General features: G+C 52.1%; 15 protein-coding genes. 3 read left to right on the top strand and 12 right to left on the bottom strand.

The features are described from left to right. Position 1: 1 nt before the first annotated feature. From ACFQ0N_RS33405 to ACFQ0N_RS33435, 7 genes are read right to left on the bottom strand one after another with little or no spacing between them, the layout of a single operon-like run. Positions 2-2,659 carry a glycosylhydrolase-like jelly roll fold domain-containing protein gene (locus tag ACFQ0N_RS33405; protein ID WP_379334448.1) on the bottom strand — a complete coding sequence of 886 codons (2,658 nt, stop codon included), beginning with the start codon at positions 2,657-2,659 and terminating at the stop codon, positions 2-4. Beyond that, the gene (locus tag ACFQ0N_RS33410) at positions 2,656-4,191 is read right to left on the bottom strand and encodes an ABC transporter substrate-binding protein (protein ID WP_379334449.1); all 1,536 of its coding nucleotides are present in this window, start codon (positions 4,189-4,191) and stop codon (positions 2,656-2,658) included. Before ACFQ0N_RS33410 ends, ACFQ0N_RS33405 begins: the two co-directional genes overlap by 4 nt. A gap of 20 nt (positions 4,192-4,211) precedes the next feature. Further along, positions 4,212-5,900: a response regulator transcription factor gene (locus tag ACFQ0N_RS33415; RefSeq protein WP_379334450.1), complete on the bottom strand. Its 1,689-nt coding sequence runs from the start codon at positions 5,898-5,900 to the stop codon at positions 4,212-4,214. Beyond that, entirely contained in the window at positions 5,875-7,665 is a 1,791-nt protein-coding gene (locus ACFQ0N_RS33420; protein WP_379334451.1) for a sensor histidine kinase, read from the bottom strand. The genes ACFQ0N_RS33415 and ACFQ0N_RS33420 overlap by 26 nt, the downstream gene beginning before the upstream one ends. Continuing rightward, entirely contained in the window at positions 7,662-8,288 is a 627-nt protein-coding gene (locus tag ACFQ0N_RS33425) for a TetR/AcrR family transcriptional regulator (RefSeq protein ID WP_379334452.1), read from the bottom strand. The genes ACFQ0N_RS33420 and ACFQ0N_RS33425 overlap by 4 nt, the downstream gene beginning before the upstream one ends. Positions 8,289-8,307: 19 nt before the next feature. Next, positions 8,308-9,510: a pectin acetylesterase-family hydrolase gene (locus ACFQ0N_RS33430; protein ID WP_379334453.1), complete on the bottom strand. Its 1,203-nt coding sequence runs from the start codon at positions 9,508-9,510 to the stop codon at positions 8,308-8,310. A 23-nt stretch (positions 9,511-9,533) separates the two neighbouring features. After that, a complete protein-coding gene (locus tag ACFQ0N_RS33435; protein ID WP_379334454.1) occupies positions 9,534-10,463 on the bottom strand; it encodes a poly(ethylene terephthalate) hydrolase family protein in 930 nt (309 codons plus the stop codon). 561 nt (positions 10,464-11,024) lie between these two features. On the opposite strand from ACFQ0N_RS33435, the gene ACFQ0N_RS33440 reads away from it, so the two are divergent. Both ACFQ0N_RS33440 and ACFQ0N_RS33445 read left to right on the top strand, forming a co-directional pair. Beyond that, positions 11,025-11,378, top strand: a complete 354-nt coding sequence (locus ACFQ0N_RS33440; protein ID WP_379334455.1) for a hypothetical protein — start codon at positions 11,025-11,027, stop codon at positions 11,376-11,378. Positions 11,379-11,464: 86 nt separating this feature from the next. Further along, positions 11,465-12,055, top strand: a complete 591-nt coding sequence (locus tag ACFQ0N_RS33445) for an SMI1/KNR4 family protein (RefSeq protein ID WP_379334456.1) — start codon at positions 11,465-11,467, stop codon at positions 12,053-12,055. 152 nt (positions 12,056-12,207) lie between these two features. On the opposite strand, the gene ACFQ0N_RS33450 is transcribed toward ACFQ0N_RS33445, so the two are convergent. Next, on the bottom strand, positions 12,208-13,224 hold the full coding sequence (locus ACFQ0N_RS33450) for a phosphotransferase (protein ID WP_379334505.1): 1,017 nt from the start codon (positions 13,222-13,224) through the stop codon (positions 12,208-12,210). Then, positions 13,221-14,294: a ribosome small subunit-dependent GTPase A gene (gene rsgA / locus ACFQ0N_RS33455; RefSeq protein WP_379334457.1), complete on the bottom strand. Its 1,074-nt coding sequence runs from the start codon at positions 14,292-14,294 to the stop codon at positions 13,221-13,223. Before rsgA ends, ACFQ0N_RS33450 begins: the two co-directional genes overlap by 4 nt. A gap of 578 nt (positions 14,295-14,872) precedes the next feature. Between rsgA and ACFQ0N_RS33460 the strand changes: the two genes are divergently transcribed. Further along, positions 14,873-15,442, top strand: coding sequence for a hypothetical protein (locus ACFQ0N_RS33460; protein WP_379334458.1), 570 nt, complete (start codon positions 14,873-14,875; stop codon positions 15,440-15,442). 218 nt (positions 15,443-15,660) lie between these two features. On the opposite strand, the gene ACFQ0N_RS33465 is transcribed toward ACFQ0N_RS33460, so the two are convergent. From ACFQ0N_RS33465 to ACFQ0N_RS33475, 3 genes are all read right to left on the bottom strand, one after another. Further along, complete coding sequence (locus ACFQ0N_RS33465; protein WP_379334459.1) at positions 15,661-16,251, bottom strand: GNAT family N-acetyltransferase; 591 nt, start codon at positions 16,249-16,251, stop codon at positions 15,661-15,663. Positions 16,252-16,972: 721 nt separating this feature from the next. After that, a complete protein-coding gene (locus ACFQ0N_RS33470) occupies positions 16,973-18,133 on the bottom strand; it encodes an RNA-guided endonuclease InsQ/TnpB family protein (protein WP_379334460.1) in 1,161 nt (386 codons plus the stop codon). A 445-nt stretch (positions 18,134-18,578) separates the two neighbouring features. After that, the gene (locus ACFQ0N_RS33475; RefSeq protein WP_379334461.1) at positions 18,579-22,856 is read right to left on the bottom strand and encodes an S-layer homology domain-containing protein; all 4,278 of its coding nucleotides are present in this window, start codon (positions 22,854-22,856) and stop codon (positions 18,579-18,581) included. Positions 22,857-23,078: the final 222 nt, after the last annotated feature.

Below are 23,078 nucleotides of genomic sequence, written 5' to 3' on the forward strand. Positions count from 1 at the left end.
ATTACTCCCCGCTTCCCACGCTGATCGTTGATGGCCTAAGAAGCCTAACTGGGCCGAGCAGGCCGGAGGGCTCCTGCTGAACAAACTTGGAAAACCAATCCTGCTGATCCTTGACCAACGTATTCGTTACCTCGATAGTTAACTCGTTCGCCCCTCGCTGCCAAAACTCCGAAATATCCCACACATAGGGAGCGCACAACCGGACTCCGGCTTCCCGTCCGTTTACCCAAACCTGGGCGGTCTCGTATACCTCGCCCAAATCAAGCCAGACAGAGCCAGCAGCTTCTTCGTCCCGCACTTGGCATTCGTACTTCATCGTACCGGAAAATCTCGGCAGCAAATCGCGAGAGCTTATGTTCCGCAAGCTCGTCAATGTCCCCCAAGGCTTGAACTCAGGGTAGTCCTGTGCCGAGGCCAACGAAACATGCCACTCCGTCGGCTCGATCAGACGGCTTGTCGATTCCGACGATGGCGCCGTCTTCCCCGGACTAATCGGATAATTCGCCTCGTCGCCGGGCGGAATGCGCAGCAGGACGGCCGATTCATAAGCGCTGAGCGTGAGATCATGAGCATAATTCCGTCCTTCTCCGATCCGATCCAACGTATTGCCGAAGGCGTCGTAGCGCAGCCATACTCCCTCGCCCGGAAGAATGACGCGAGTGTTCAACGTCTCTTCGGGATGCTCGTTGAACAGCATTACGGTTTCCAGACGGTCATGACGATACTGGTACGCTCGAAGATAAGGCTGTCTTTCGCTTGCCTCCAACTCGTACATGCCCCAATCCCGCAACGTATCGGCAAGCCGAAGCAGAGGCACAACCGCGACCTTGGCCTGATCTTCCAATCTCCTCAACGACTCCGCATATGGCACGGCTTGACTTGCCCGTTTTGGCAGCGAGTCGACAAAGACGATCTGCAAGCCTGATTCTGCCAATTCGGACAGCTTTGCGATCAATTCAATCGGCAACGCTTCTGCACAAGGAACGATTAAGCAGCGATACCGTTCTTCGTGAACGGCAAGCTCTCCTCGAATAACGCTTGAACGAAGCAGCATATCCGCCGGCAGGACATCGCAATCAATTTGACGCTGCATGAGCTGCTTGACGGGCTCTTGGAACAGCATGGATTCCCCGGACCATTCCGCTTCCGCGTGATACAACACCCCCGCAGTCGCCACGTGCTGTCCGTCGTTCAATAAATGGCAAAGCCGGTTTGTATAGGCATTGAGCAGCCCGTAGTATCTGAACTGCGGATTATAGCCCCTCGCATAGAAATGCGGAGGACAGTCCCAATCGGGAAATTCCTTCTGGGAAAAAGCATGGGGAACGAAATGGTTGACGCCTCGGACCAGCATATGATCGGTCAGCCATTTCATCAGCTTCAAGCCTTCCGCCCAGCCGTAAGCTCCGAAAATCTCGCAAAACGTCCGCCCCCGCTTCCGGGGATCGATATGTCCAAGCGATGCCGCCAGCTTGGTCATTCCATAGTGGAAAAAGACGCTGTCCGTCTCGCCGCCCATCCAGGAAAAGGACATTTCATCAAAGCCGGGTACGATCTGCCACAGCACAACGTCAAGGCCCGACATATCTTGGCCCCCCAGCGCGCGGAAGAAGTGTCCGGCCCCGCAGCCGAGTCTGGCGTGGACGTTGTTGTCCTCCATAAGGTGACCAATGTAGGCGACGCCGCGCTCTTGGCACCAGCGTCCAATTCGGCCGCTAAAATGTTCCGCATACAGCTTGCTGACGACATTCATATAGGCATAACGGAGAGCAAACGTATGCGGACCGCCTTCGTGCCACAGCAAGGGGAGATGCCGGCGAAGATTTGGACCGTATTCCTCCTCAAGCAGATCAAGGAGATCGTCTCTCCACGGCAAAGCCATCTCGGCGTTGCCCAACCCCGATGCGTAATCATATGAAGATTTGCTGTTGTAGAAGCCCGGCTCGTCGGAGAAAAAGCCCGCGAACGCAGCGCCAAAATCGTCCTTATAGCGTGCATAATAAGCTTCATAAATCGTATCGATCAAGATTTGCGTCGATTCCGGAACGATCGGGTTCAAATAATCTTTCCTGCGCTCGTCCCCTCCTTCGCGAGTGACGACGAACAAACAAATCGTCCAAAAGCCTTCAGGCACGGGCCAATACAGCACCCCATCCTGTACGGAAGCTTCAAGGTCGATGGGAAGGAACTCGCCGTCCAGCCTTCCCGTGGCCGGATCGCGTCTGGCGGCGGCGGCGCCTACAGGCCTTGCTCCATCCAGAACGGACCAAGGGCGCAGCAGGAAGGAGGCTTCGGGATCCGGGCCTCTCGCATCGATTCGCCGCTCCGACAGAAACTGCCGCTGATGCGCAAGCGGTGCTTCCTTCACCTTGCCTGCGGCATGGCCGGTCGGAAAGTGATCGTCGTCGAACACCCAAATCTGCATGCCGTGAGTCCGTGCCTCGTCCATAATGATGTCCATGTCTCTCCACCACTCCGGACCAAGCATGTCGGGATGGGGCCTGGACTCAACGCATACCGCTCTTATCCCCGCTTCCCTTATGCGCGCAAGCTCCTCGCGGATGACAGCTTCCTCTTCTCCGCGCTGCCAGAGGAACGGGAGAATATAGTTCCGTTCCTCGCCGCCGAGCAATTCCTGCAATTTGCTATTGCCGCTCATCGCTCGCCCCCGCCTTTAGCCCATGCATCCAATTGGCGCTGCTTCTCCGCTATAACTTTATCCAGACCGGCGGATTTCAGCTTTTGATTAAATTGAGGAAGTACTTCATCCGGGTCGACGGAGCCGGTCTCAAGCACAAGGTAGTATTGCGCGATAACGTTGGAGACTGCGGCGATTTCCGTCTTCACGGACTCGGGGTCCATCGTAAAGCCCATCGCTTTCGACTTGACCGCTTGCTCGTTGAACTCCTTCATTTTCTGCCAAATATCAGGGTCTTCCCCCTCAAACACATAAGCGAGAAATTGATTGCCGAACAGCCAGCTCATATTCAAGTTATAGCCGTTCGTCAGCATCGTTACGCCTTCCGGGTACTTGATCACATTGTCGGACACTTTGACATAATGCTTGCCTTCAATGCCCCAGTCCAGCAAATTGACGAGCTCCGCGTCTCCGTACATTAAGTCCAGAAACTTCATCGATGCTTCCGGATTGTCCGCTTGCCGCGGAATGCCCCACATAATGTTCAAAACATGGTCCGTCATCGATACCGGAGCCGATAACTCTGCGCTAACCATCTCCTTGCCGATCGAACGGGATTCCTGCGCATCAAAGCCAGGCTTCAGCTTCGAAAGGTAGCCGAAGGCCCGATCCGCCTTTATTAATTCGATCTGGCTCGACTTGTTCGTAGAAGCATCCTTCAGCAAGTAACCCGCCTCATACCAGCTTCTCATCCGTTTCAAAAGCTCGGCATACTCCGGCGACTCAAAGCTGTTGACAAGCTGCAAGCCGTTGTCGTAACCAGGAAGGACGCCCATTCCGTTGCCTAACCCGTCGTGCCAGCTGTAGTTCGTTAAGAAAGAAAACCCCGCACCGCTTGGAATTAATGGCGTTATCCCCGGTTCTTTATCTTTAATGATCTTGAGCGCGGCTTCCACGTCGTCCAAGGATTTGATTTTGCCTGCATCGATGCCGTGCTTGTCTGCAAGGTCTTTGCGCATCGTGAAACCGTTGGCAGTCGCCAAATCTCTTACCGGCGTTACGCCGTAGATTTGGCCGGCCACCTTGCTTGCGTTCAAATATACAGGATCAAGGGCCTTGCGAATATTGCTCCCATGCTTGTCGAGCAGTTCGTTAAGCGGAAGCAATTGTCCTCGGGATACTTGAGAGCTAAACCCGAACGGCGAGCCTGCAACGATGAGATCCAGCTTCTCGTTGCTCGTCAGCATCAGATTGACCTGCTGGGCGTATGCGCCGTAATTGATCGGCATCAAATTGACGGACACATTGATTTTGGCTGTTGTGATTTTGTTGATTTCAGCTTCTACCGCCTTCAGATCGGGCGGCGTTCCCGTTACGCTCAGAAAGGCGACGTTCAGCTCATCGGTTTTCTGCGGCTTGCCGTCTGACTGAGCTTCCGTCCCGGAAGCGTTCTCCGGCTTCGCCGATTCGCCTGAGCCTCCATTGGAACCGCATGCCGACAACAATAGCAATACGATTACTAAACTTGCGGACAACCATGCCTTCTTGCTCATTGTATTTCCCCCTAGTCTCGTCATTTGGCTTTCTCTTGCCATTGTAGCCGGAGACCGCCGTTTTCTTCTGCTTCAGCTTCGACTTTTGCCTGACGTGATTTCGACTTTGTCATTGGCGCCCCCGCGCTCGCCTGCCGAAATTCTACCGGGGTCAAGCCCGTCTGCTGCTTGAACAGTTTGGCGAAATGGGAGAAGTTTGCATAACCGCTGGCCATCGATACGGCGCTTACAGGAAGCTCCGAATGGGTAAGCAGCTGCTTGGCCAGCTTCATTCTTTCGCGCATAATAAACTCCGGAATCGTGCAGCCAAGCTCCTTCTTGAATAAACGCGTCAAATAGTCCGGATGCAAATAAACGTGGCTGGCTGCCGCCTCCCTGGACAGGTTCTGATCCAGATTGGACATAATGTAACGGGTTGCGCGTTCGACGACATCTCCCATGGAAGACGCCTCCGCATACCCCGCCGCTTTCGTAATGATATGCGCAAGCCAGCGCTCCAGATCCGCCAAGGATCGCGACGCCGCTTCCGATAACCGCAAGCTGCCCCCGTCGCAAAACATAAGATGCGCTTGGACACCTTGCTGCTGCAGTACCGCGTGCGTCATTTGCAGGAAATTTTCTTTGAATGCGAGCAAATATCGGCTGTCGATGTCCGACCGCTGCCTCAGCTTGCTAATAAACGCTGCCGCTTCCTCCAGCAGCCTCTCCTTAACGCCCTGCCGGAGCAACGCCGCCCACCCGCTCATATCGGGCAAGGCAATTGAAGCATCGACGGAACGGTTCTCCGCGGCAAGGCTGACATAATCGGCTCCGTTCACGTTGTTCTGATCCAATCTCAGCAATCGGTGCAGCATCGATGCAACCTCGTGTCCGGGTATGGCTTGCCCCCCGTAACAAGTTAACTCGCAATAAAGGCTTGTTTTGCAAAATTCGACCAATCGGCGGCACATGAGGGCGAGTTCGCTCTCTCCTATGCGCTGATCCGGGGCAACAGACATAATGAGCAGCCAAGAATCGCGGCCAACCGACACGAATACGCTCCCCGGCCCAAGCCTTCCGAACAGTTCTTTGCCCGCATTTTTCAGCGCATACTCCAGCAGCTTTCTGTCTCTAACCAGAAAATCCTGATGCCAATGTCGAACGACCATCAATATCGGAAGCACTTCGGCATCCCTGCAAGCTGAAATTTGCCGGGCGGCCGCTTCGCGAAGAAAATCTCCACGATTAGCCGGAATCGCCTCACTCAACAGATCCATCCAAAATCGCTCAAGGTTCAAGTCCTGCTGATGCGACCACCACAGCTTATTTCGCTGCGCCTCAATCCGCTCTTGCTCCCGGTTCGCAATTTGCGCCGCTTTATGGATAGCCGTTTCCAGTTCCTCCTTGGACAGCGGCTTAAGCAAATAATCGGAGCAGCCAAGACGTACGGCTTCCTGCGCGAACCGAAAATCGGCGTGACAGGTCATCAGAACCGGCACCGTCCGCAGCTTCTTCTGCCTCATCCACTCCAGCAGCTCCAGCCCGGTCCTCTGCGGCATTTCAATATCGCAAAGAAGCACATGAATGTCATGCGCCTGAAAAGCCTGCTCTGCGGCAGAAGAACTATAAGCGACATAAACGTTGGCAACGTCTAGTCCCCCCCAATCCACCATACGCTTAACCGCTTCCACAAAATGAATCTCGTCATCGACGATTAACACGTTCAGCATCGTTGTCGTCCTCTCCCTTGGGGAACGGCTTCAGCGGCAGACGAATCTCAACCCTTGCTCCTCCTGAATCTCCGTCCCGGTTGGCTAACTTCAAGTCGGCACGTCCTTCATACAGCAGCTCCAGCCTGCGCCGCGCATTCCATAAGCCATGCCTGCTTCCGTCCTTACGCTCCAAGCTCCTCCCCTCTGCCAAGCTTTCCAGCACCTCTTGAGGGAAACCGCTCCCTGTATCCTCCATAACGAGAAGCAAGCGAGGCTCGCTTCCGTCCGATTCCAGCTTTCCTCTAAGGGTAAGACGGAACGGCTTTTCCAACGAAAAGGCGTGCTTAACGGCATTCTCCACGAACGTTTGAATAACGAGCGAGGGAACGGCCAGCTCTAATAAATAAGACGGAACCTCGATCTCGCTGTTCAGTTGGCCTGGAAACCGCAGTTCTTGAATCCGAATGTAATTCCGCGTATGCATAAGCTCATCTCCAAGAGAGACGAATGGAGCCCCGCTGCGAAATATATACCGGAAATAGTCCACCAGGCAGCGGGACATTTCCTGAATCAGCTCATAGTCGCCAACGACGGCAAGGCTGTGCATAATGTTCAAGGAGTTCAAATAAAAGTGAGGGTTAATCGTCGTTTGAAGCTGTCTCAGCTCCGCTTGTTGCTTGCTTAATTGTTCCTCGTAAACATGGATTTTCAGCTCTCTAATCTGGGAAAGCATGTCGTTCAAGTTGTTGTACACGACGCGAAACTCTTCGGTCGAGGAGCTGGATTCGGGAATTCCTTGCATATGTCCTTCCCCGATTCGCTTCATCGCGGCGAGAAGCCTCCGAATCGGCAGCAGAATCGTGCGGCGAAGCAGCAGCAGGCTCAGCGGCAGCAGCATGATCGATCCAACTGAAACCACCATGTTCCATTCCCGGAGATTAAACAGGCCCTTTAAGATTTTTTGTTCCGGTATAAGCGCTGCGAGGCGAAAGTTTCCCTGCTTCGATAACGCCCCCACGGTTAAATAACGCTCTGGCTTCCCGGATAAACTGTAGCCTCCCTCGGCGAAGCTAAGATCGATTTCATTCTCACGAATGAATGCGGTATGCATCATCGGTTTTCCTTCTGTCGTGGCGAACAAGGAGAGGCCGCTTTCCCCCAAGTCGATTAGCTTAAGCGGAACAAGCAGGCTGTCCGCCTTCACCCAAGCGCCGACGAAGATGTTTCGATCAGCTTGAAGCAGCCGCATAATATAGTAACTGCCATCGATCTCGCGAACGATCCAATTTCTTGCCTTATGCGGAGACTTCATGGAAGACAAGCTTAGCAATCGGACGATTTCTTCTCCTACCGCGACTCGCTCGGAGTAAGACGGCCGCAAGCTAAACGATTCAATAAGACTGTTGTCGATAGCCGAATAAATAAAAAATTCGTCCATCGTTCCGTAACGGGCAATTTCGTTCGTAAGCTGCTTGGAGAGCTGCACCTTTAACAGCGCCGCCTGCTCCTCGGACTGCCGCTTATCCAACAACGGAAAATTCGGGTCGGAAACGATCATGCCGATGAGGAAGCTGTCGATCTCTTCCAAAATGCCGTCTACTTGATTCATATAAAGCGAAATATAGCTTTGATTGCTCTCGGCTACCTGCGTTCGAACGACTTGCGCGGCGTAATATTGGTTGAAATTAAGCAGGGCGATAAGCGGCAAGAGAATCGCGGCTACGCCTGCCACCAGTTTGAAGCGAATCGTGTGCCTTAACCCGCGACGACGGCTCTCAATCATTGACCTTCCCATAAGCTGAGCAGAAATTCCTTATAACGAATGTTCTGCTCGATTTCCTCGGCTTTCGTCGCATCTTGATTCTGGCGAGAAATTAACACAGACTTCTGCAAATAAATGAAGTAAAGATGCGTCACCATCCGCGTGCGCTCGATCCAAACGAGCTTTTGCCCCGTTTCCTCCGTTTGCAAATCCAGCGAAAACGCGCTTATGGATAGATGGGTTTCCTCGCTGATCAATTCCTTGAACGCCGGCAGCTCCGCCGGATTTTTGCCCATGCTGGCAAAATACACGCTGAAGAGCGAATCGTAATACAGCAAATCCGGGTGGTGCTCCCTCAAAAACAAATATTTATTCAGAATGGCCTCTATCGAAGCGCGAGGCGATTGGAAGTCGAATTCGAGAAGCAGTCTCCCGAACATTTTTTTGAGATTGTCCACGTACACCTCGGTCGCGAGCTGCTCCTTGTCTTTGAAGTGATGGTACAACGTCCGTCTGGACGTACCCGAACGGGCAGCGACGAGAACGAGATCCGAGCCTTCGATCCCCTTCTCGCAAAACGTTGTAAGCGCAGCCTCCTTGATCATTTCCCTCGTAAGTTGCAGCTGCTTTTCTCTAAGCTTCATTGTGCTTTTCCCCCTTGTTCTAGGCTTGCAATCCAGCTTTCTCTGCATCCGCCGGTTCGTCTTCCTTGATTTGAAGAAAGCGGGAGCCCAGCGAGACGCGCTTGTTCTTATGAATGATGCCGTCGAGCCACGTTATTAATTTCGTACCTTCTTCCTCCGCCTCGTAGAAGGCTTTCATCGGCAGCAAAGTATGCGGAGTCGTATGAGTCGTCGAATCGTATTCATGGTCGGTGAGAAAATAATAAAAATTTGGCAATTGTTCGTCAAGCCCGCGGGTGGACGCCCGGAATTGACGGCTCCATTCCTCCGAGCTTTGCCTATTGATCTCGTCCCCTCTGCCGTTCAGCCTATTCTGAAACGAAGTCAGCACTTTGTCGTGGACGGTGCAGGCATGAAGCAGGACCGAATGAGCAGGCATGGCCGTGCCGTTATGGCGGAATGCGGCTCCAATCATATCCGCTTCCATCGGATAAGAGAACGTCCGCTCAAATTCAGCCTTCCAACTGTTGTCCACAATGGCCGGCCATTGATCGGAAACGAGAAAAGAACTGTCCGAGAGATGATAGATTTCGGCACTGGCGTAATGATTCGCGATTTCGCTCCCCCAGAAGGCGGAACCGAAGCCTCCGGCACTGGAGCCTGCAATGAGCAGCTTATCCGGCGTTTCGAAATTCCGGTAAATCCACTGTAACGCTTCCTCTACGTTATTTCTGCCGTTATGCCTGACCGTTCGGGATTTTGACCCGTTTTTGCTCCGATAACGGGCTGTCGTATGGCCGATATGAAAATCGCCGGACGCATAAGGAATAAATACGACGTTCCATTCCGAGAACGGATTGTCGGGGCGTTGGTCGAAAATTCCCCGATGCATGCTAAGGATATAAAAAGGAATTCGCGCGAAGTAATAGCCGAATTGTCCATGCTTGAGATAAGAGCGCAGTGACAAAGGGATATGCGCCGTCTCGCCGTCCCAGCAGGCACCGCCTCCGCAAAAATAAACCATCAAATTGCGGCTTGCACCTTTGCGGGTGTACAAAAAAAACTTCGAACCGTCGGTTGCCGCTGTTTTTGTGCCCAGCTTCACTTTATTCCACTTGCCAGGCTTCGTTTGCTCAAAGCTGGTTTTGCTGCTCGGTCTCTTGAGAACTTTACGGTTGAAATACACGATGGCAAGCACAGCGGCGGCAATGGAATAAAAAAGAACGCGCTTAATCGTTTTCATTGGTTGATTCCCTCTTCCCGTCTTTAATTATCGTCTTTAAGATTTTGGGTGCGAACATGCTTCCAGCCTTTATTGCGGTATATCTCGGGGCTCTTACCCGTAAAGGCGGCAGCGGCTTGCCCGTCCTCTGCCAACCGATAGCGCAACCACGCGGTCAGATAGCCTCTATGCATGCCTCCGTTCCCCATGCTTTCCAGATGATCTGCACATTTAGTCATAGCCATGGCTGCCGCTTGCCCCGGGCGAACCGCATGATAGGCTTTCGCATTGGAAGCTGCCGGAGAAATAATGAAATCGTGCGTACCGGCCATGAAAAACAAGTCGGCAGACTGGTCCTCGACTCCATACACATCCTTTGCATCGCACCATTTCAGATCCGGCAGAGCAATCGTAACAACCGTCTGAAGCGGCTTCTCCAAATACTTGTTGGCGTTCAGAACCCCGGTCGCGCCTTGAGATTGACCAACCGCGCCAATCCGATCCGTCCGAATCTTGCCGTAGAACAGACTTGTTGGCTTGTCATTCTCTCGCAACACATAGAGGGCGGTGTCCGCAATCTCCTTGCCGGTTCCCGTATTGCGGCAATAATTGCCGACAATCACAAACCCCCAAGTGGCCAGATGAGCCAACAAACCTCCATAATTCTCCGGCTGAGCATCCGAGCCGTTGCCCCATATGACAACCGGGCAGGCATCCGTCCGATCTTCCGGATAATCGATCCGATATAGCGGGCGTCCCTGTTCGTCATGAATGACAACGCTGGCGCTTTGGTAAGGCCCCGATTTGCCATACAACCGCTCCAGCGGCTCCGGTCGATAGCGGTATAACCGCTCGCGTAATTTAAGCACATACATAAGCAGCACAAATATAGGCATGACCACCCACTTTATCCATGGGCGTGCTGTCGGCTGTTCCGAGGTCGTCATACGGTCCCGCAATCCTTTCTCATTCATTTTATGTTACACCTCGTTTATTCATTACACACCATGTGTAACAAATTATAATTTTGAAAACCCTTTCTGTCAACGCTGTATTGGAGCGATTTCGGAAGACGGTCTCGATCGAGTATGGACGCGACCCCATGTTACTGCACGGTACCATCAGGGGGGATAGTGATCCGGCTGCCCTCCACTTCATCCTCCCAATGCCGACGACTAGGGCTAACGAACTTGAGACACGCTATTGGCCGAAAAATCAACTTGCCCCGCGTGTAACGAACCTGAGACACGCTATTGCTGGAAAAAAGGCGGGGAAGCGGCCGATTTTCGGTGAATAACGATCGGTAGATTCGTTACAACTCAAGAGGTCCCATTTTGAGCCATATAAGGATTGTCAGGTTCGTTAGCGCCCTTCAAATCTTATCAGATGGATGATGCTGCCAATTAAACAGGTTAGTACTTTAATTAGGAATGAAATGCAAGTACAATAGTACGTGATCAAAAAAAGCGAGCATCAGATTAATTGTGCACGAGAACGTTAGTTCTGATATACTGAGAAAAAAGGAGAAATGTAGCATGGGAGTTTCTGTTTATTACACTTGTATGAGGAACCATAACCTTACCAACAGTGAGGAGCAAGAGATAACGGCCATCATTGATAAATACAATGCGGGTTTTGAAATGAAGGATATTGGAGAAACATTTTGTGTTTATGACTATGATCTGGATGAACCAACAGTAATTTTTGCAGGTTCTACAAAGCTGCCCTTTTCGGATGATTTTGAAGATACATTGCATGCGCTGTTTTATTGGTTGGCCTGTTTGACGGATATTAGAAGAAGTATTTCTAATGGGGATTGGCATGTGCATCTAGATGATACGGATGCCATTTGGGATGAGGAAACGGGTTGGCAAATGCCAGAAGATTAGTATAAAGAGCCTTTCGGCTCTTAAAGGTGGAATAGTGACTAATAGATTCATTGTGAAGGGAATTTATAGATTTGGAGGTAAGGAAGATGTCTCAAATAGATGAATTACATAAAAAAATAGAGGGTTTATTGGCTGAAAAAGTTGTTGATGAAGATATTGAGTACTTTGAAGAGTACAAGAAGATAACAGGAGTAACAGATAAACAAATTGAGGACTTTGAAAGAGATTTTAGCATTTCATTACCAACAGATTTTAAGGCATTTTATAAACTTAAGGATGGCAGCGGCTATCCGCTTAATCTCTTGTATACTTCATATAAAGATAGTTGTATTCCATTTACATTGCTTTCCTTTGATGATATTAGAGATACTAAGAAATTTTTCTGCGATCGCGATAATTTAATGAGCGAATATTACAGCGATGAGGAAATAAGTAAGCTTGATTCTCGTATTAAGCCGTATTTATTTAACAAGCGCTGGTTCCCTTTTGCACAGGTTGTAGGAGGGTCACTGTATTTAATGTTAGACTTTGACCCAACAGAACATGGTACAGTTGGGCAAGTTATCTTTTATGTACATGACCCTGATTTTGTTTATTTTATAGCTCCAACATTTTCAGATCTTTTACAAGATACTATTCAAAATCTTGAAGATGATTGGTATGAAGAATGCCTGTGAAAATAAGGAGATGACATGATCGGCATTTGGTAGAAGAAGGCGGGGCACGGTCGACATCACGGGCAAGCCGCCGGCGACGATCGAATGGGAGTAATGAAAGAAACTCCGAAAACCCACTACATTCAAGGGTTTTCGGAGTTCTTTTTTTAGAGTCAACCCTGCGTGGGGCTGGTCTTCATTTCATAGATTTTTTGGAGCGTATGGACACTCTTCGTCTTCTCGTCATCGTCCTCTGTGTGGAGATACCACTCCACAAGCCTGTACCCGAATACGAGAAGGATCAGCTCGTAGACGCAATGATCGGCGATAGGGGATACATCCGCATACTCCGAAAAGCCTTTGTAATACGCGGGGACACATCGCTGGTAGTATTCGACCATGTGATCGATATCCGCTTCATCCGCAATCAGGCTTGCGAGATCCTCGCCCAGGTAGCCCCATCCGGATGTATCCCAGTCGATGAGCGCGATTTTCCCGTCGGCATAGATCAGATTGGTCACCCAGAAGTCCCGGTGGCATAGCACGAGGGGCAATTTTTCGATGCGGGCGAGTATCTCGTCTGCGTGCTCATCGATGTCGATGAGCATTTGCCGCACGTGCTGCGGGAATTCGCAGTCCTCCGAGCGTATATAATCGTAGACGACCGGCCATGACCGGTAATGCAGATACGTATTCTTCATGAGATCTGCATGGCTCAGGTTGGTCAGGCTCTGCAGCACAGCGGGCTGCTCCGCATACAGCTTTCCTTGATAGCGTCCTAACTCCAGCGCGGCCTGTTCATACATGTCACCAGTCAAGTCTAAACCGGTTACGCCATCGATATATTCCAGCCACAGCTGGAATTCATTTTCTTCGGCATTGATCTCGGCGTGATAACATGTCGGCCAGCGGAAGGCATCCGAGAACGTCGCTCCCAAGTCAGACGCATAGAGATCATATTCCCGGCGCCATGAACCCGGATCGCCGTAACGCTCCCATTTCTTCTGGATTTTCAGCACGATACGGTACGGCAATTTTTCGCCATCCGCGGTTTCGGCGATCCCCGTTACCAGGTACACATTTCCCACAGTTCCGCCCTGTAACGGCATGGTTTGGCAGTCGGCCGAGATGATATCCTTCTTGAACCGTCGGCTTAAGGCATAGATCAGCGTTTCTAATTTAATATTCATTTTTTCCATCCCCCGTTTTTCTTCGTTTGCTTGCTCCACATGGCGATCGTTTTGTTTCGAGCCCTCTTGTCGATGAGGTAGCTCGTTTTATCCTGGACATACTTGTTCTCATGCTGCTGGGCAACATAATGCTCCCACCGTTCACGCGACAACGAACCGTCGGCAAGCGCGGCGAGAACGGCACAGCCCGGCTCGGCCTGATGGCGGCAATCCGTAAATCGGCATTGCGGGAACCATTCTTCCACATCAGTAAAGCTTGCGCGTATGCCTTTGTCGGCATCAAAAAGCCCAAGCTCACGCATACCCGGCGTATCGATGACCATCGCGCCGGAGGGGAGCATGAACAGCTGACGGTGCGTTGTCGTATGCCGCCCCCGGCTGTCGGCCTCCCGGATCGCCTGAACCTTCATTACATCCTGTTCTATCAACGCATTGAGCAGGGACGATTTACCGACGCCGGACATGCCGAGAAAGACGACTGTTTTACCAGGCATCAAGTAGGGATCTAGTTCTTTCAGTCCCAGGCCTGTATGACTGCAGATCGCGTGAACCGGCACATCAGGGATGCTTTGTGTGACTTCTGCGAGCGGGAGATTATAATCTGGGGCGAGATCAGCCTTGGTCAGAATGACGACCGGCTGGCCGCCGCTCTGCCTGGCTTGTGTAAGGTACCGCATGATGCGGGTAACGTTGAAATCCCAATTCAGTGAAGAAAGGATAAACACATAGTCAAAGTTGGTTGCGACGACCTGTTCTACCACGGTTTTCGCATAGCCTGCGTCATGCCCTGAGTAATCCGCGCGTGAGAACTTGGAGCGGCGGGGCAGTACCGTAACAATGAGAGAATCTCCGCTCTCGTTGTAGTGCAGCAAGACAAAATCACCGACGCACGGAAAGTCTACGCGCGTTTCCGCACTGTGATAGAACACGCCTTTGAGCACCGCCGTTACTTCGCCGCGCTCGGTCATGACCGTGAAGCGCTCGCGCCGAAGCTCCGTCACCCTGCCGGGCAATAATCCGTCGGGAATTGCTTCTATTTCTGTGTAGCCATAGGTTTTCAAATCCATCATGTTTTTTTGTTAGCTCCTTTAATGTTGTTTTTTGGACGCAAAAATGCCACGGACAAGCAGCCTCTAAAGAAGCTGCTGTCGCGCGGCATCAGGACGCAAAAAAGATACGACCTTCATCGTATCCTGCAAACAGCAATATTCACGAAAGGTTACTTTGGATGGCATACCAAATAATACGGGCGTTTTCCCGCTTTTTTCGCGTATGCCTGCTATTCAGTTTTAAGACCAAACCACCATATAAGTAGTTGCCATTAAAACACATCTCCCTTCGTGTCAGGAACTTGCTTATCGCTAAGCTGTCTATAAAATAACCTATTTTGGCAAAAAAATCAATGCCTTACAGCGCTAATTGTGTCGGCCTGCTCCATCGAGTCTGAAGTTGATAAAGAACTCGCGAGCATCAGAAGTCAGCATGAGAGCTTCCTCAAGTTGTTTGAAGGAAACGACGTCAATGACGACCTGTTCTTCGAACGACTCGGGGCAGGATAGTCGAATCAATTCGCGAATACTTTGGATATGATATATTTGCGAATTTCGCAAATAAGAAGTTATACACAATTCTCGAAAGGCGGAAAGATATGAAGAAAGATGAAATAATCTTAAAGTCGATCGTCCATCAAACATTTGTTGGGGAATTCTATCCTTACAATGTTGAACAGAAAAATGATGAAGAGATCGACTCATATATCAATAATATAGTAGGGAGTTTAAGCTCAATAAACAACTTGAAAGTCGAAGCAGACTTTAATCACTATGGAAGTGGTTATGCGTCATATGTACCTATCTTCTGCTACAAAAAAGATGGTTCATCAACAGAAATTGTTAAAGAGAACAAGACAATCAATGGTATTTTGCTGTATGTGTGTAGACACGCACCTATCGCTGTATATGGAAGAAGTCAAGTTACACGAGATTCACATGGAGGAAGTCGTGAGTTTTTAACATCCAAGTTAATAGGAACAGTACCTTCTGGAGATTGGATGGAAATAGAGAACAGGATAAAGGAATATTTGAATAATTATCATTTTGAGATTCTAAGTAAAGATTTTCTTGAAGAACCTCTCGATTTTAATATTTCAATTCCTACAAATTTTAATGAAAACGGAAGTTATACGATATTTGATTGTTTCTTTTTCTGGGAGGATTAATCAATTGAATGCTAAACAAGAAGTCGAGAACTGCGTATAACATATTCACGCATGGGGCTTCTCCCCTCGCCGGGGAGAGTATGGTCCAACTCAACGCGAAGATGGCATGATCGTCGTTCAATCCCAAGGAAGGGTTAGTGCCGTGCCCGAGCCAGCCCTATTAAAGGCTAAGTAACGAAATATCAGTAAAGTTTGTGCCAGTGGATAGAACTTCTCTTTTATTGATTTTTATTATTACTATACTGTTTTTCAATTTCATCAAATTCTTCTCTTGTTACCCCCAACAAAATGTTATCATAAAATTTTCCATCCATATAAATAATTCTTCTTCTCCGTCCTTCTTCAATGAATCCAAGATTTCTGTGGAATTTAAGTGATGCTTCGTTTATTTCAACACAGCTGGAATTGCATTTTTGCATGCGTAGTTCATAGAAGCCATATCGCATAATAATTCTTGTTGCTTCTGTTGCGTATCCATTGTTCCTATACCCTCTATTCACTCCCAAACCAAAACTAAACACTCCATTTTTATGGTCTAATGAATTTAAGTTAATGAATCCAACTAACTGATTATTTGATAGCGTTTCGATAGCAAACATTTTTCTGAAATTGTCCTTGAAATTATCAAACCTATCCGACGTTTCAGCAACGTCTATATCATTTTTAGGAAGTTCGATACCCCATTCCATTAACCGAATTGCTTCACTGTCGGTACTTTCCAATTTCCATTGTTCCCAATCACTTCTTTGAGTTGCCCTTAGTCTAATCTTTGTTCCTTGCCAAAAATAACTTGAATCAATGATTGTCATTTATTTGTTCCCCCAACACATGTTTGAATTAAATTGGCTTACATCATTTTCCATTGTACCATATGTTGGACCTGTCGTATCATATTTTACTCATAGTTGGTCAAGATTGGCAATTATGCGCCGCGGCGCTTGTTCGTTTTATTAAGAAGGGCAGTTTAAAAGACAGGCATACCGAACTCATAAGTCGACTAGAACTCAACTCCGACCTACGTTTAGTTGTTATTCTTCACCAAATTTAAATATTGGATCGAGGCATCTTTAACCACTCCGCAATGAGCGCAGGCGGTTAACCTTGGTTGCAATCTCTCGACAATCGCTCCGCTTTGAAGTGATTCCTCCATATTTGCAGTGAACTTTTCTATCGGCCTCCGGAGTTTACCAAAAAATGCGGTGAATAAATCACCTGCAAGCAAAATATTATCTTCAGGGTGTTGACATCCTCCCCCGCCTACACTTTGCTTAGAGGCGGGGGATTCCCCTTATTCGCCTCATTAGCGTGAAGCAGGTTCAGTTACCGTTACCTTAGGATTTTGTTCCATGATCACAGAGGAGATGCGTACTCTCATATCTGTATCCGAGCAAACTCCGGGGTTCAGTTCCGTCCATGTTGAACGTCTTTGGTGTGACGGATAGAACTTCTCGGTTAGGTATTCAGCACAGTCAGATGCCTTATGCAAGGTATCTAGCCCTGCACAACGGCTTTTTACGCCGTCGTTTTGTCTTATATGACAAGTGATGGTCTACGGGATATGACGAAGGCGGCATTGACGTCCGCGTTATCGTGATAGCCGCAAGAGCATTGGAATTGATCTTTCCTGCGATGGTTCCTTCGAATGATTCCGCATTGACTGCATTCCTGAGAGGTTTTATAGGGATTCACCTTCTCCACGTTTAGCTCGGCTAACGCGGCTTTATAGGTGATCTTTTGTTCCAAATCATAGAACGCCCAGGCATGAATATTGCGATCTGCACGCTTCCAATATTTTTTCATCGAACGAATGCGGCTCAGGTCTTCCAGTTTGATGATGGACGCCCCGCTCACACTCGCAAATTGCACGATACTTTTGGCCATGACATGGTTCCAATATTGCATCATGCGCCGTTCTTTATGTTCGAGTCGTTTGAGCGCTTTCATGTTTTTCGCTTGCTGGATTTCCCTTCGCAAACGGGCATACCGCCTGCGGATATGGCCGATACGTTTGCCGTTAAAGGTCAGGTATCTCCCCGTATCGGCATCGGCAGCAACCGCAATGAGGCGTAATCCGCGATCAACGCCAATCGCTTTGTTCGTTTTCGGCGATTCCTGAAGTTGAAAAGAAAGGGTGAAAGCAAAATACCACTTTCCCTTGCGCTCAAAAAGCTGCGCATTCCCTTTTTTCGGTTTCGAGATTCCTTCGTAAGAAGGTTTATAATGTTTGCTGTTTGGATCCATTTCCCCGGTTAGAAGGTAGTTCACCCAAAACAAAGCATAATCGTTGACGCTGGCAGGCACATATTTATCGATGGTTAGATGGCCTTCGATAGTAGGGATGCCGATTTTCAGGTGTCCTTGATCGAAACGGAGCCGCCAGTTCTGATTATCAAACAGAATCGAGATATTCGCTCGAAAGGAAGGAAAACCCTTGGTATTTGCATGCTTCCGCCAATCTTGATACCTGCTGACCGCCTGTTTTCTTGCTTCTTGAAGAAGCGTTGATGGTAGTGGTATGGAACGAAGTAGGCGATCCAGCTCTGTTGCCTTGTATAGCGGGGCTTCCTGTAGGTACAGAAGGGCTTGATTGCTAGCTTGTGAAAAGTGGGATCTCATGGTTCTATACATGTCTTGTTTCACCAATGTTGGCCGATACAAAGGAAGTTTGATCGTAATCGTATTCAGACTCATTTCCAATCCCCCCATATCTACCATTATACCAGAACACCAGTTCGATTTCAAATAGGAAAGAAACTGCTTTAAAATCATGTCGGACAATTGAGATGGCAAAGTTGCCACCCTTGTCCGAAGACGATTCATCTCCTACCTAGGCTTCCGCTTTGAGGAAGGAGTCTTCTCGTCTGTATTTGATAAATTTCCCACCACATTCCGGATATCCGAGTGACAAAAATCAGACATGGTAAACCAGTGGCACAAAAAGAGCTCTCCCCGAATGCGGGAGAGCTAAAGCGCAAGCGGAAACAGGTGGCTACCATTCGCAGCAGCACACTAAATCCTATATTTTTGGTCTTGGAGGGGCGGCCTCGGCGAAAGGGTCGCCTCAGGGAAGGACCGCCACGATGGCGGTGGGGCCGCCACAGCAGGAGAGCGGCCCCGGTGAAAAAAGCGCTTCGGCCTACCGGCCGTCCAGCATCGCCATGATGACCGCTGCCGCCTGGGCTCTCGTGACGATGCCCGCCGGACCGAAGCGGCTGCCGCCGACGCCCTTCATCAGACCCGCTTCCTTTGCTGCGGCTACGTAAGGGACGGCCCACTTCGGGATGAGAACGGCATCGGCGAACGCCGGCAGGACCGTGCCTTCACGGATTTGAACGCCTGCGGCACGAACGATCATCGCCGCCATCTCCGTCCGCGTCACGCTCGCGTTCGGACGGAAGGTGCCGTCGGGATAGCCGGCGATGATGCCTCGCTTCGCGACTTGCGCCACATAGGACTGTGCCCACTTCGCGATGCTGTCAGCATCCGCGAACGCCGCCGCCGCATTGGCATCGCCCGCTGGCAGCTTCAGCGCGCGAGCCAGCATAGCGGCGAATTCCGCCCGGCTGACCGCCCGGTCCGGCTTGAACGTCCCGTCCGCATAACCGGTCACGATGCCAAGCCGCACCGCCTCGCGAATCGAGGCCGCCGCCCAGTGGCCGTCCGGCACGTCCGTCGGCATTTTGACGGTGTCCGGATCGCCCTGTCCGCCCGTGCCGGCATTCGGTCCGTCATCCGGCTCCGCGCCCGGGTTCTCCGGGGTCGGCTCGCCGCCCGTTCCCGGTCCGGTTATCGGCCCCGGCCAGTAACCGCCCGGCTCGACGGACAGGCGCACTTCATACGTTAGCTTCGTGAGGCCGTCCCCGGCCGTGACCTTGATCGTCGCCTTGCCCGAAGTCGACTCGGCCTGCGTGATCGCTACCGCCGCCCCATCGTCCATCGCGGTCGCGCTTATGACGGGTACGGCGGCCGTGCCTGCGGGAAGCTGGACATCGTAGCCGGTTTTATCCGGGGCAAAGCCTGCGATCGGCTGGCCGCCGACGGCGATCCCTTGCAGCCGGGCATCGTGCGACTCTTCATCCTGATACACTTCGATCGCGCTGACGCGGGCAATGCCCAGCCCGTCCCCTTTGTAGCAGATGACCCGGATTTTCTCCGTCGTCACGTCAGGCATGAGGATTTTGATCGCCTCGGACTCGTTGCCTTTGACCGAGTAGAGCGCGACCCACTTCGTCCCGTCCCAGTATTGAACATCGAAGTCCTTCATCTGGAACCCTTTGGTCGAATACACTTCCACATGATTGAAAGTCGTTGGCTCTTTGAAGGCCACCTGCAGCCACTGCGGGTTATCGTAGGAGGTCCCCCCGTCCAGGCCGGACGTCCATCCCGCCCAATCGCCGTGATTGCTCGTAATGGCCTTGATCGGGCGATAGTCGTTGCGATAGTCCGTCGAGGAGGCGGTGACACTAGCTCCTTCGAAGAGCGGATTGACGATCTTGTCATTGAATTTGATCGTGTAATCGTAGGAACCGCTCGTGCCCGAACCGTCCAACGCCGTGGCAACCACCTTCACCGTCCCTTCCTCCAACAGGTAAACGACCCCGGCTTCGCTGATTTGCGCCTTGGTCGTCGGCGTGACGCCGTCGGCCTCGTAAACCTTCCATTCCACACGCTGATCCAGCGAATCGGCCGGTTCGAAGTAGGCCAGCAGCTGGCGGTTGCCACCATCCTTGATCGTAATTTTCGTCGCCTTTGCCGGCGGCTCACTCCTGTCCTGCCGCGCGAGGATGACCGTCTTGGAGGCGCGCTCCCCGCTGCCGTCCCCGGCCAAGGCGACGACGCGCACGATGCCGTTCCCAGCGGCGGTCAGCAGGCCGCCAGCATCGATCGAAGCGAGCGCGGTCGGGGAGCCGTCCAGTGCGGTCACGCTCCAGTCGACCTCGCCCGTCCGGTCCTCGCCCGCCACGGACGCCGACATCTGCAGCGTACCATGCTGCGTGAAGATCGTCGTCGCGTTGCCCGCGCTGCCTACGGTCAGCTTGGGCGCGAGCGCGAATTCGGCGGACGTGACGAGCAGCATCCAGTCTTCCTCGTCCGGCTTCTCAGGCACCGTCCATTGTCCGCCCGCGGGAACGATCTGATCGGAAATCAGCGTGTACTCGCCGGTGCGAGTGTTATACCATTGCGCCTTGTACGTCGTATCTGCCATCCGTTTCAGCGTTCCGATCCCCCGTTCCGTGCCGGGCGCGAAATATACCGTATAGGTCTTATTGCCGTCGACCGCCAGAAACGTCTGCCCGTCGGCAGCAAAATCGGCGTAGGATGTATCGCTGAATACAGGCTTCAGCTTCCACCACTCCAGATTCGAGTAGAAGCGCTTGAAGTACGTCATCTGGCTGCCCGCTTCCGCTTGCAGGCCGTCGAACCAGCGGTAGTACGGGCCGTAATGGAACCAGTCGTCCGGGGAATGATTGATCGCCCACACCCCTTGCGCCCCGTACCCGAAGCCGAAGGAACCGTTCTGGAACGCGATGTACGGCGCCTTGCGCGCATATTCGGTCGTTGTGCTGTTATGCTCGTAGCCGGTTTCGTACGTCACGATCGGCTTGATTTTCGGATACGCCATAAACGATTGATAAAATTCCTTGGTCAACGTCAGCACCTGGGCCGCGAACCAGGAATGGTAGGGCTTGTCGCCCCAGGTCGTCTCGAACGACGCCACCGCCGCCATATGGGCAGTCAGCGGATGCTTGTAGCCGTCGCTGTCATGGATGCCCTTGGCGACCAACTGCCAGTATTGCGGATCGACGCCGCCCATCAGCGGATCGATCTCCTGGGCAGTCGTCCACAGCACCGGATAGGCGCCGTACCGCGCTTGCCAATACCGTCCTAGGCGCTGCAGCAGCTCGGGATCGGTCACGTTCAGCACGCTCGTGAACGTCAGAGCCGCGTTCGCGTGCACCAGCCCGGCATCCGCAACGTATTGGAATTTGCGGTCGATGTCCGCCAGTTTGGCCAGACTGTCCGACCGAATGCCCTGCGATACGTTCAAGCCCATGCCGTTCGAGTAGAGCGGCTCCGACTGGTAGACGGTATAGCCTTGGCTCACGCGATGGTCGACCGCGTATTTGAACTGCGAATCGATGCCCTCGACGTTCGAGGACTCGAAGTCTTCGTCCGGCATCAGCCAATGCGTGTCGCCCAGATAGAAGAACGGCGTGCCGTCGCCGTATGTAAAGTGCCGTTTGCCTTCCTCGGCTTTCAGGAAGCCCCGCTTGTAAATCTCCAGCGGACCGTCGTAGGGAATGGCCGTGAAGGCGATCGGCTCGCTTCGGTTCAAGCCCGCGTCGTCGGGCCGGTTCGAAGCCGTCGTCACCGTCCATTCGCCCTCTCTCGTCGGGGCGAAGCGAACCTTCCACGTCCCGCCGCCGTCCCAGAACGCCGGCCGTGTCAGCACCGTGCCGCCCGGACCTGAGAACGTGGCGGTCACATCCACGTCCCGGAACGGATCGTCGTACGTTGCGACGCTCTCCAGCGCCATTTCCAGCTCACGCCACGTTTCGGCTTCGGGCAGAATGACGACGTCGGCGGAGCCTGAGACGCCCGAACCGTCCGCCGCCGTGGCCGTAACGGTCACGACGCCCGGCGATTTCGCCATCAGTAGGCCGCTGCCGGGATCGATAGTCGCATCGCCGGCCGAATCGCCCTTCGGCGCCACGCTCCAGACTACCGCCTTATCGGTCGCGGAGGCGGGCGCGACATCGGCCGTCAGCTTCATCGACAAGCCGTTCACGACCTCCGGCTTCGCCGGACCCCGGACTGCGATTCGCTCGGCCTGGATCGTCGCGGAGGAGTACACCCGGAATTCGTACAAATTCGCCCACTCGCGCGCGGTAAACCGGACATAGCGGCCCTTCGTCCCGTCAGGAAGCTGCGCTCCCAGCTCGTTTGGCTGCTTTTCCCCATCCGTCGCGGCCGTATCTTTCAAATATTCATAGGCGCTGCCGTCCCCTGCCAGGACTGGCGTCCAGTTCTCGGCATCACCGGACACGTAGATTTTGTTCGTGCCGTTCCAGAAGCGGTTGAACAGCACCTGGACATAGTCGAGCGCCAGCTCGCGCCCCAGATCGACGTAGAAATCGACCGGACCGTAGCCGCCCGCCATCGTGGCGGCATTGCCGTCCGTTATATTGACCGGATCGCCGTCGTTGAATTTCATGCCGTTATAGCCGGTCACGGCAGACCCTTGCGAGACGATTCGCGAACCGGCGGGCGGTTCGGCGTAAGCGGTCTCGGGCGGTTCTCTGTAGATCTTGTCGCTCTCCGCCCGAACGATGCCATCGGGGATGAGCTGCAGCAGCAGGCCGAGCGCCATCATAAGCGCCGTCAAGCCCGCGAGTCGTTTTGTTGCCGCCAATGTTACTCCTCCTTGCGCGGTCCGTCCGGACTTGAAACCGTCAGAACGAACCACGATCGTTAATGATTACAACCTTCAATGATGATAAACTTCAAACTCGTAAATGATCGGCGCATGCTCGACGCCCGACGTGAAATACAGGCGCGCCTTGCCGCCCGTCACGGCCGGGAACGTCAGCGATCGGGGCTGTCCGTTAAGGCACTTCCCTAACAAGAAGCGAAC

Origin of the sequence: Paenibacillus sp. GCM10027626 (assembly GCF_042676285.1) — a bacterium.
Taxonomy (GTDB): domain Bacteria; phylum Bacillota; class Bacilli; order Paenibacillales; family Paenibacillaceae; genus Paenibacillus_Z.

What these genes read in the sequence shown, in the direction of transcription:
- ACFQ0N_RS33460 (WP_379334458.1), top strand. Translation starts at nt 14,873, where the DNA reads ATGAAGAAAGATGAAATAATCTTAAAGTCGATCGTCCATCAAACATTT.
- ACFQ0N_RS33410 (WP_379334449.1), bottom strand. Translation starts at nt 4,191, where the DNA reads ATGAGCAAGAAGGCATGGTTGTCCGCAAGTTTAGTAATCGTATTGCTA.
- ACFQ0N_RS33440 (WP_379334455.1), top strand. Translation starts at nt 11,025, where the DNA reads ATGGGAGTTTCTGTTTATTACACTTGTATGAGGAACCATAACCTTACC.
- ACFQ0N_RS33430 (WP_379334453.1), bottom strand. Translation starts at nt 9,510, where the DNA reads ATGAAAACGATTAAGCGCGTTCTTTTTTATTCCATTGCCGCCGCTGTG.
- ACFQ0N_RS33425 (WP_379334452.1), bottom strand. Translation starts at nt 8,288, where the DNA reads ATGAAGCTTAGAGAAAAGCAGCTGCAACTTACGAGGGAAATGATCAAG.
- ACFQ0N_RS33435 (WP_379334454.1), bottom strand. Translation starts at nt 10,463, where the DNA reads ATGAATGAGAAAGGATTGCGGGACCGTATGACGACCTCGGAACAGCCG.
- ACFQ0N_RS33420 (WP_379334451.1), bottom strand. Translation starts at nt 7,665, where the DNA reads ATGATTGAGAGCCGTCGTCGCGGGTTAAGGCACACGATTCGCTTCAAA.
- ACFQ0N_RS33465 (WP_379334459.1), bottom strand. Translation starts at nt 16,251, where the DNA reads ATGACAATCATTGATTCAAGTTATTTTTGGCAAGGAACAAAGATTAGA.
- ACFQ0N_RS33445 (WP_379334456.1), top strand. Translation starts at nt 11,465, where the DNA reads ATGTCTCAAATAGATGAATTACATAAAAAAATAGAGGGTTTATTGGCT.
- ACFQ0N_RS33470 (WP_379334460.1), bottom strand. Translation starts at nt 18,133, where the DNA reads ATGAGTCTGAATACGATTACGATCAAACTTCCTTTGTATCGGCCAACA.
- ACFQ0N_RS33405 (WP_379334448.1), bottom strand. Translation starts at nt 2,659, where the DNA reads ATGAGCGGCAATAGCAAATTGCAGGAATTGCTCGGCGGCGAGGAACGG.
- ACFQ0N_RS33450 (WP_379334505.1), bottom strand. Translation starts at nt 13,224, where the DNA reads ATGAATATTAAATTAGAAACGCTGATCTATGCCTTAAGCCGACGGTTC.
- rsgA (WP_379334457.1), bottom strand. Translation starts at nt 14,294, where the DNA reads ATGATGGATTTGAAAACCTATGGCTACACAGAAATAGAAGCAATTCCC.
- ACFQ0N_RS33415 (WP_379334450.1), bottom strand. Translation starts at nt 5,900, where the DNA reads ATGCTGAACGTGTTAATCGTCGATGACGAGATTCATTTTGTGGAAGCG.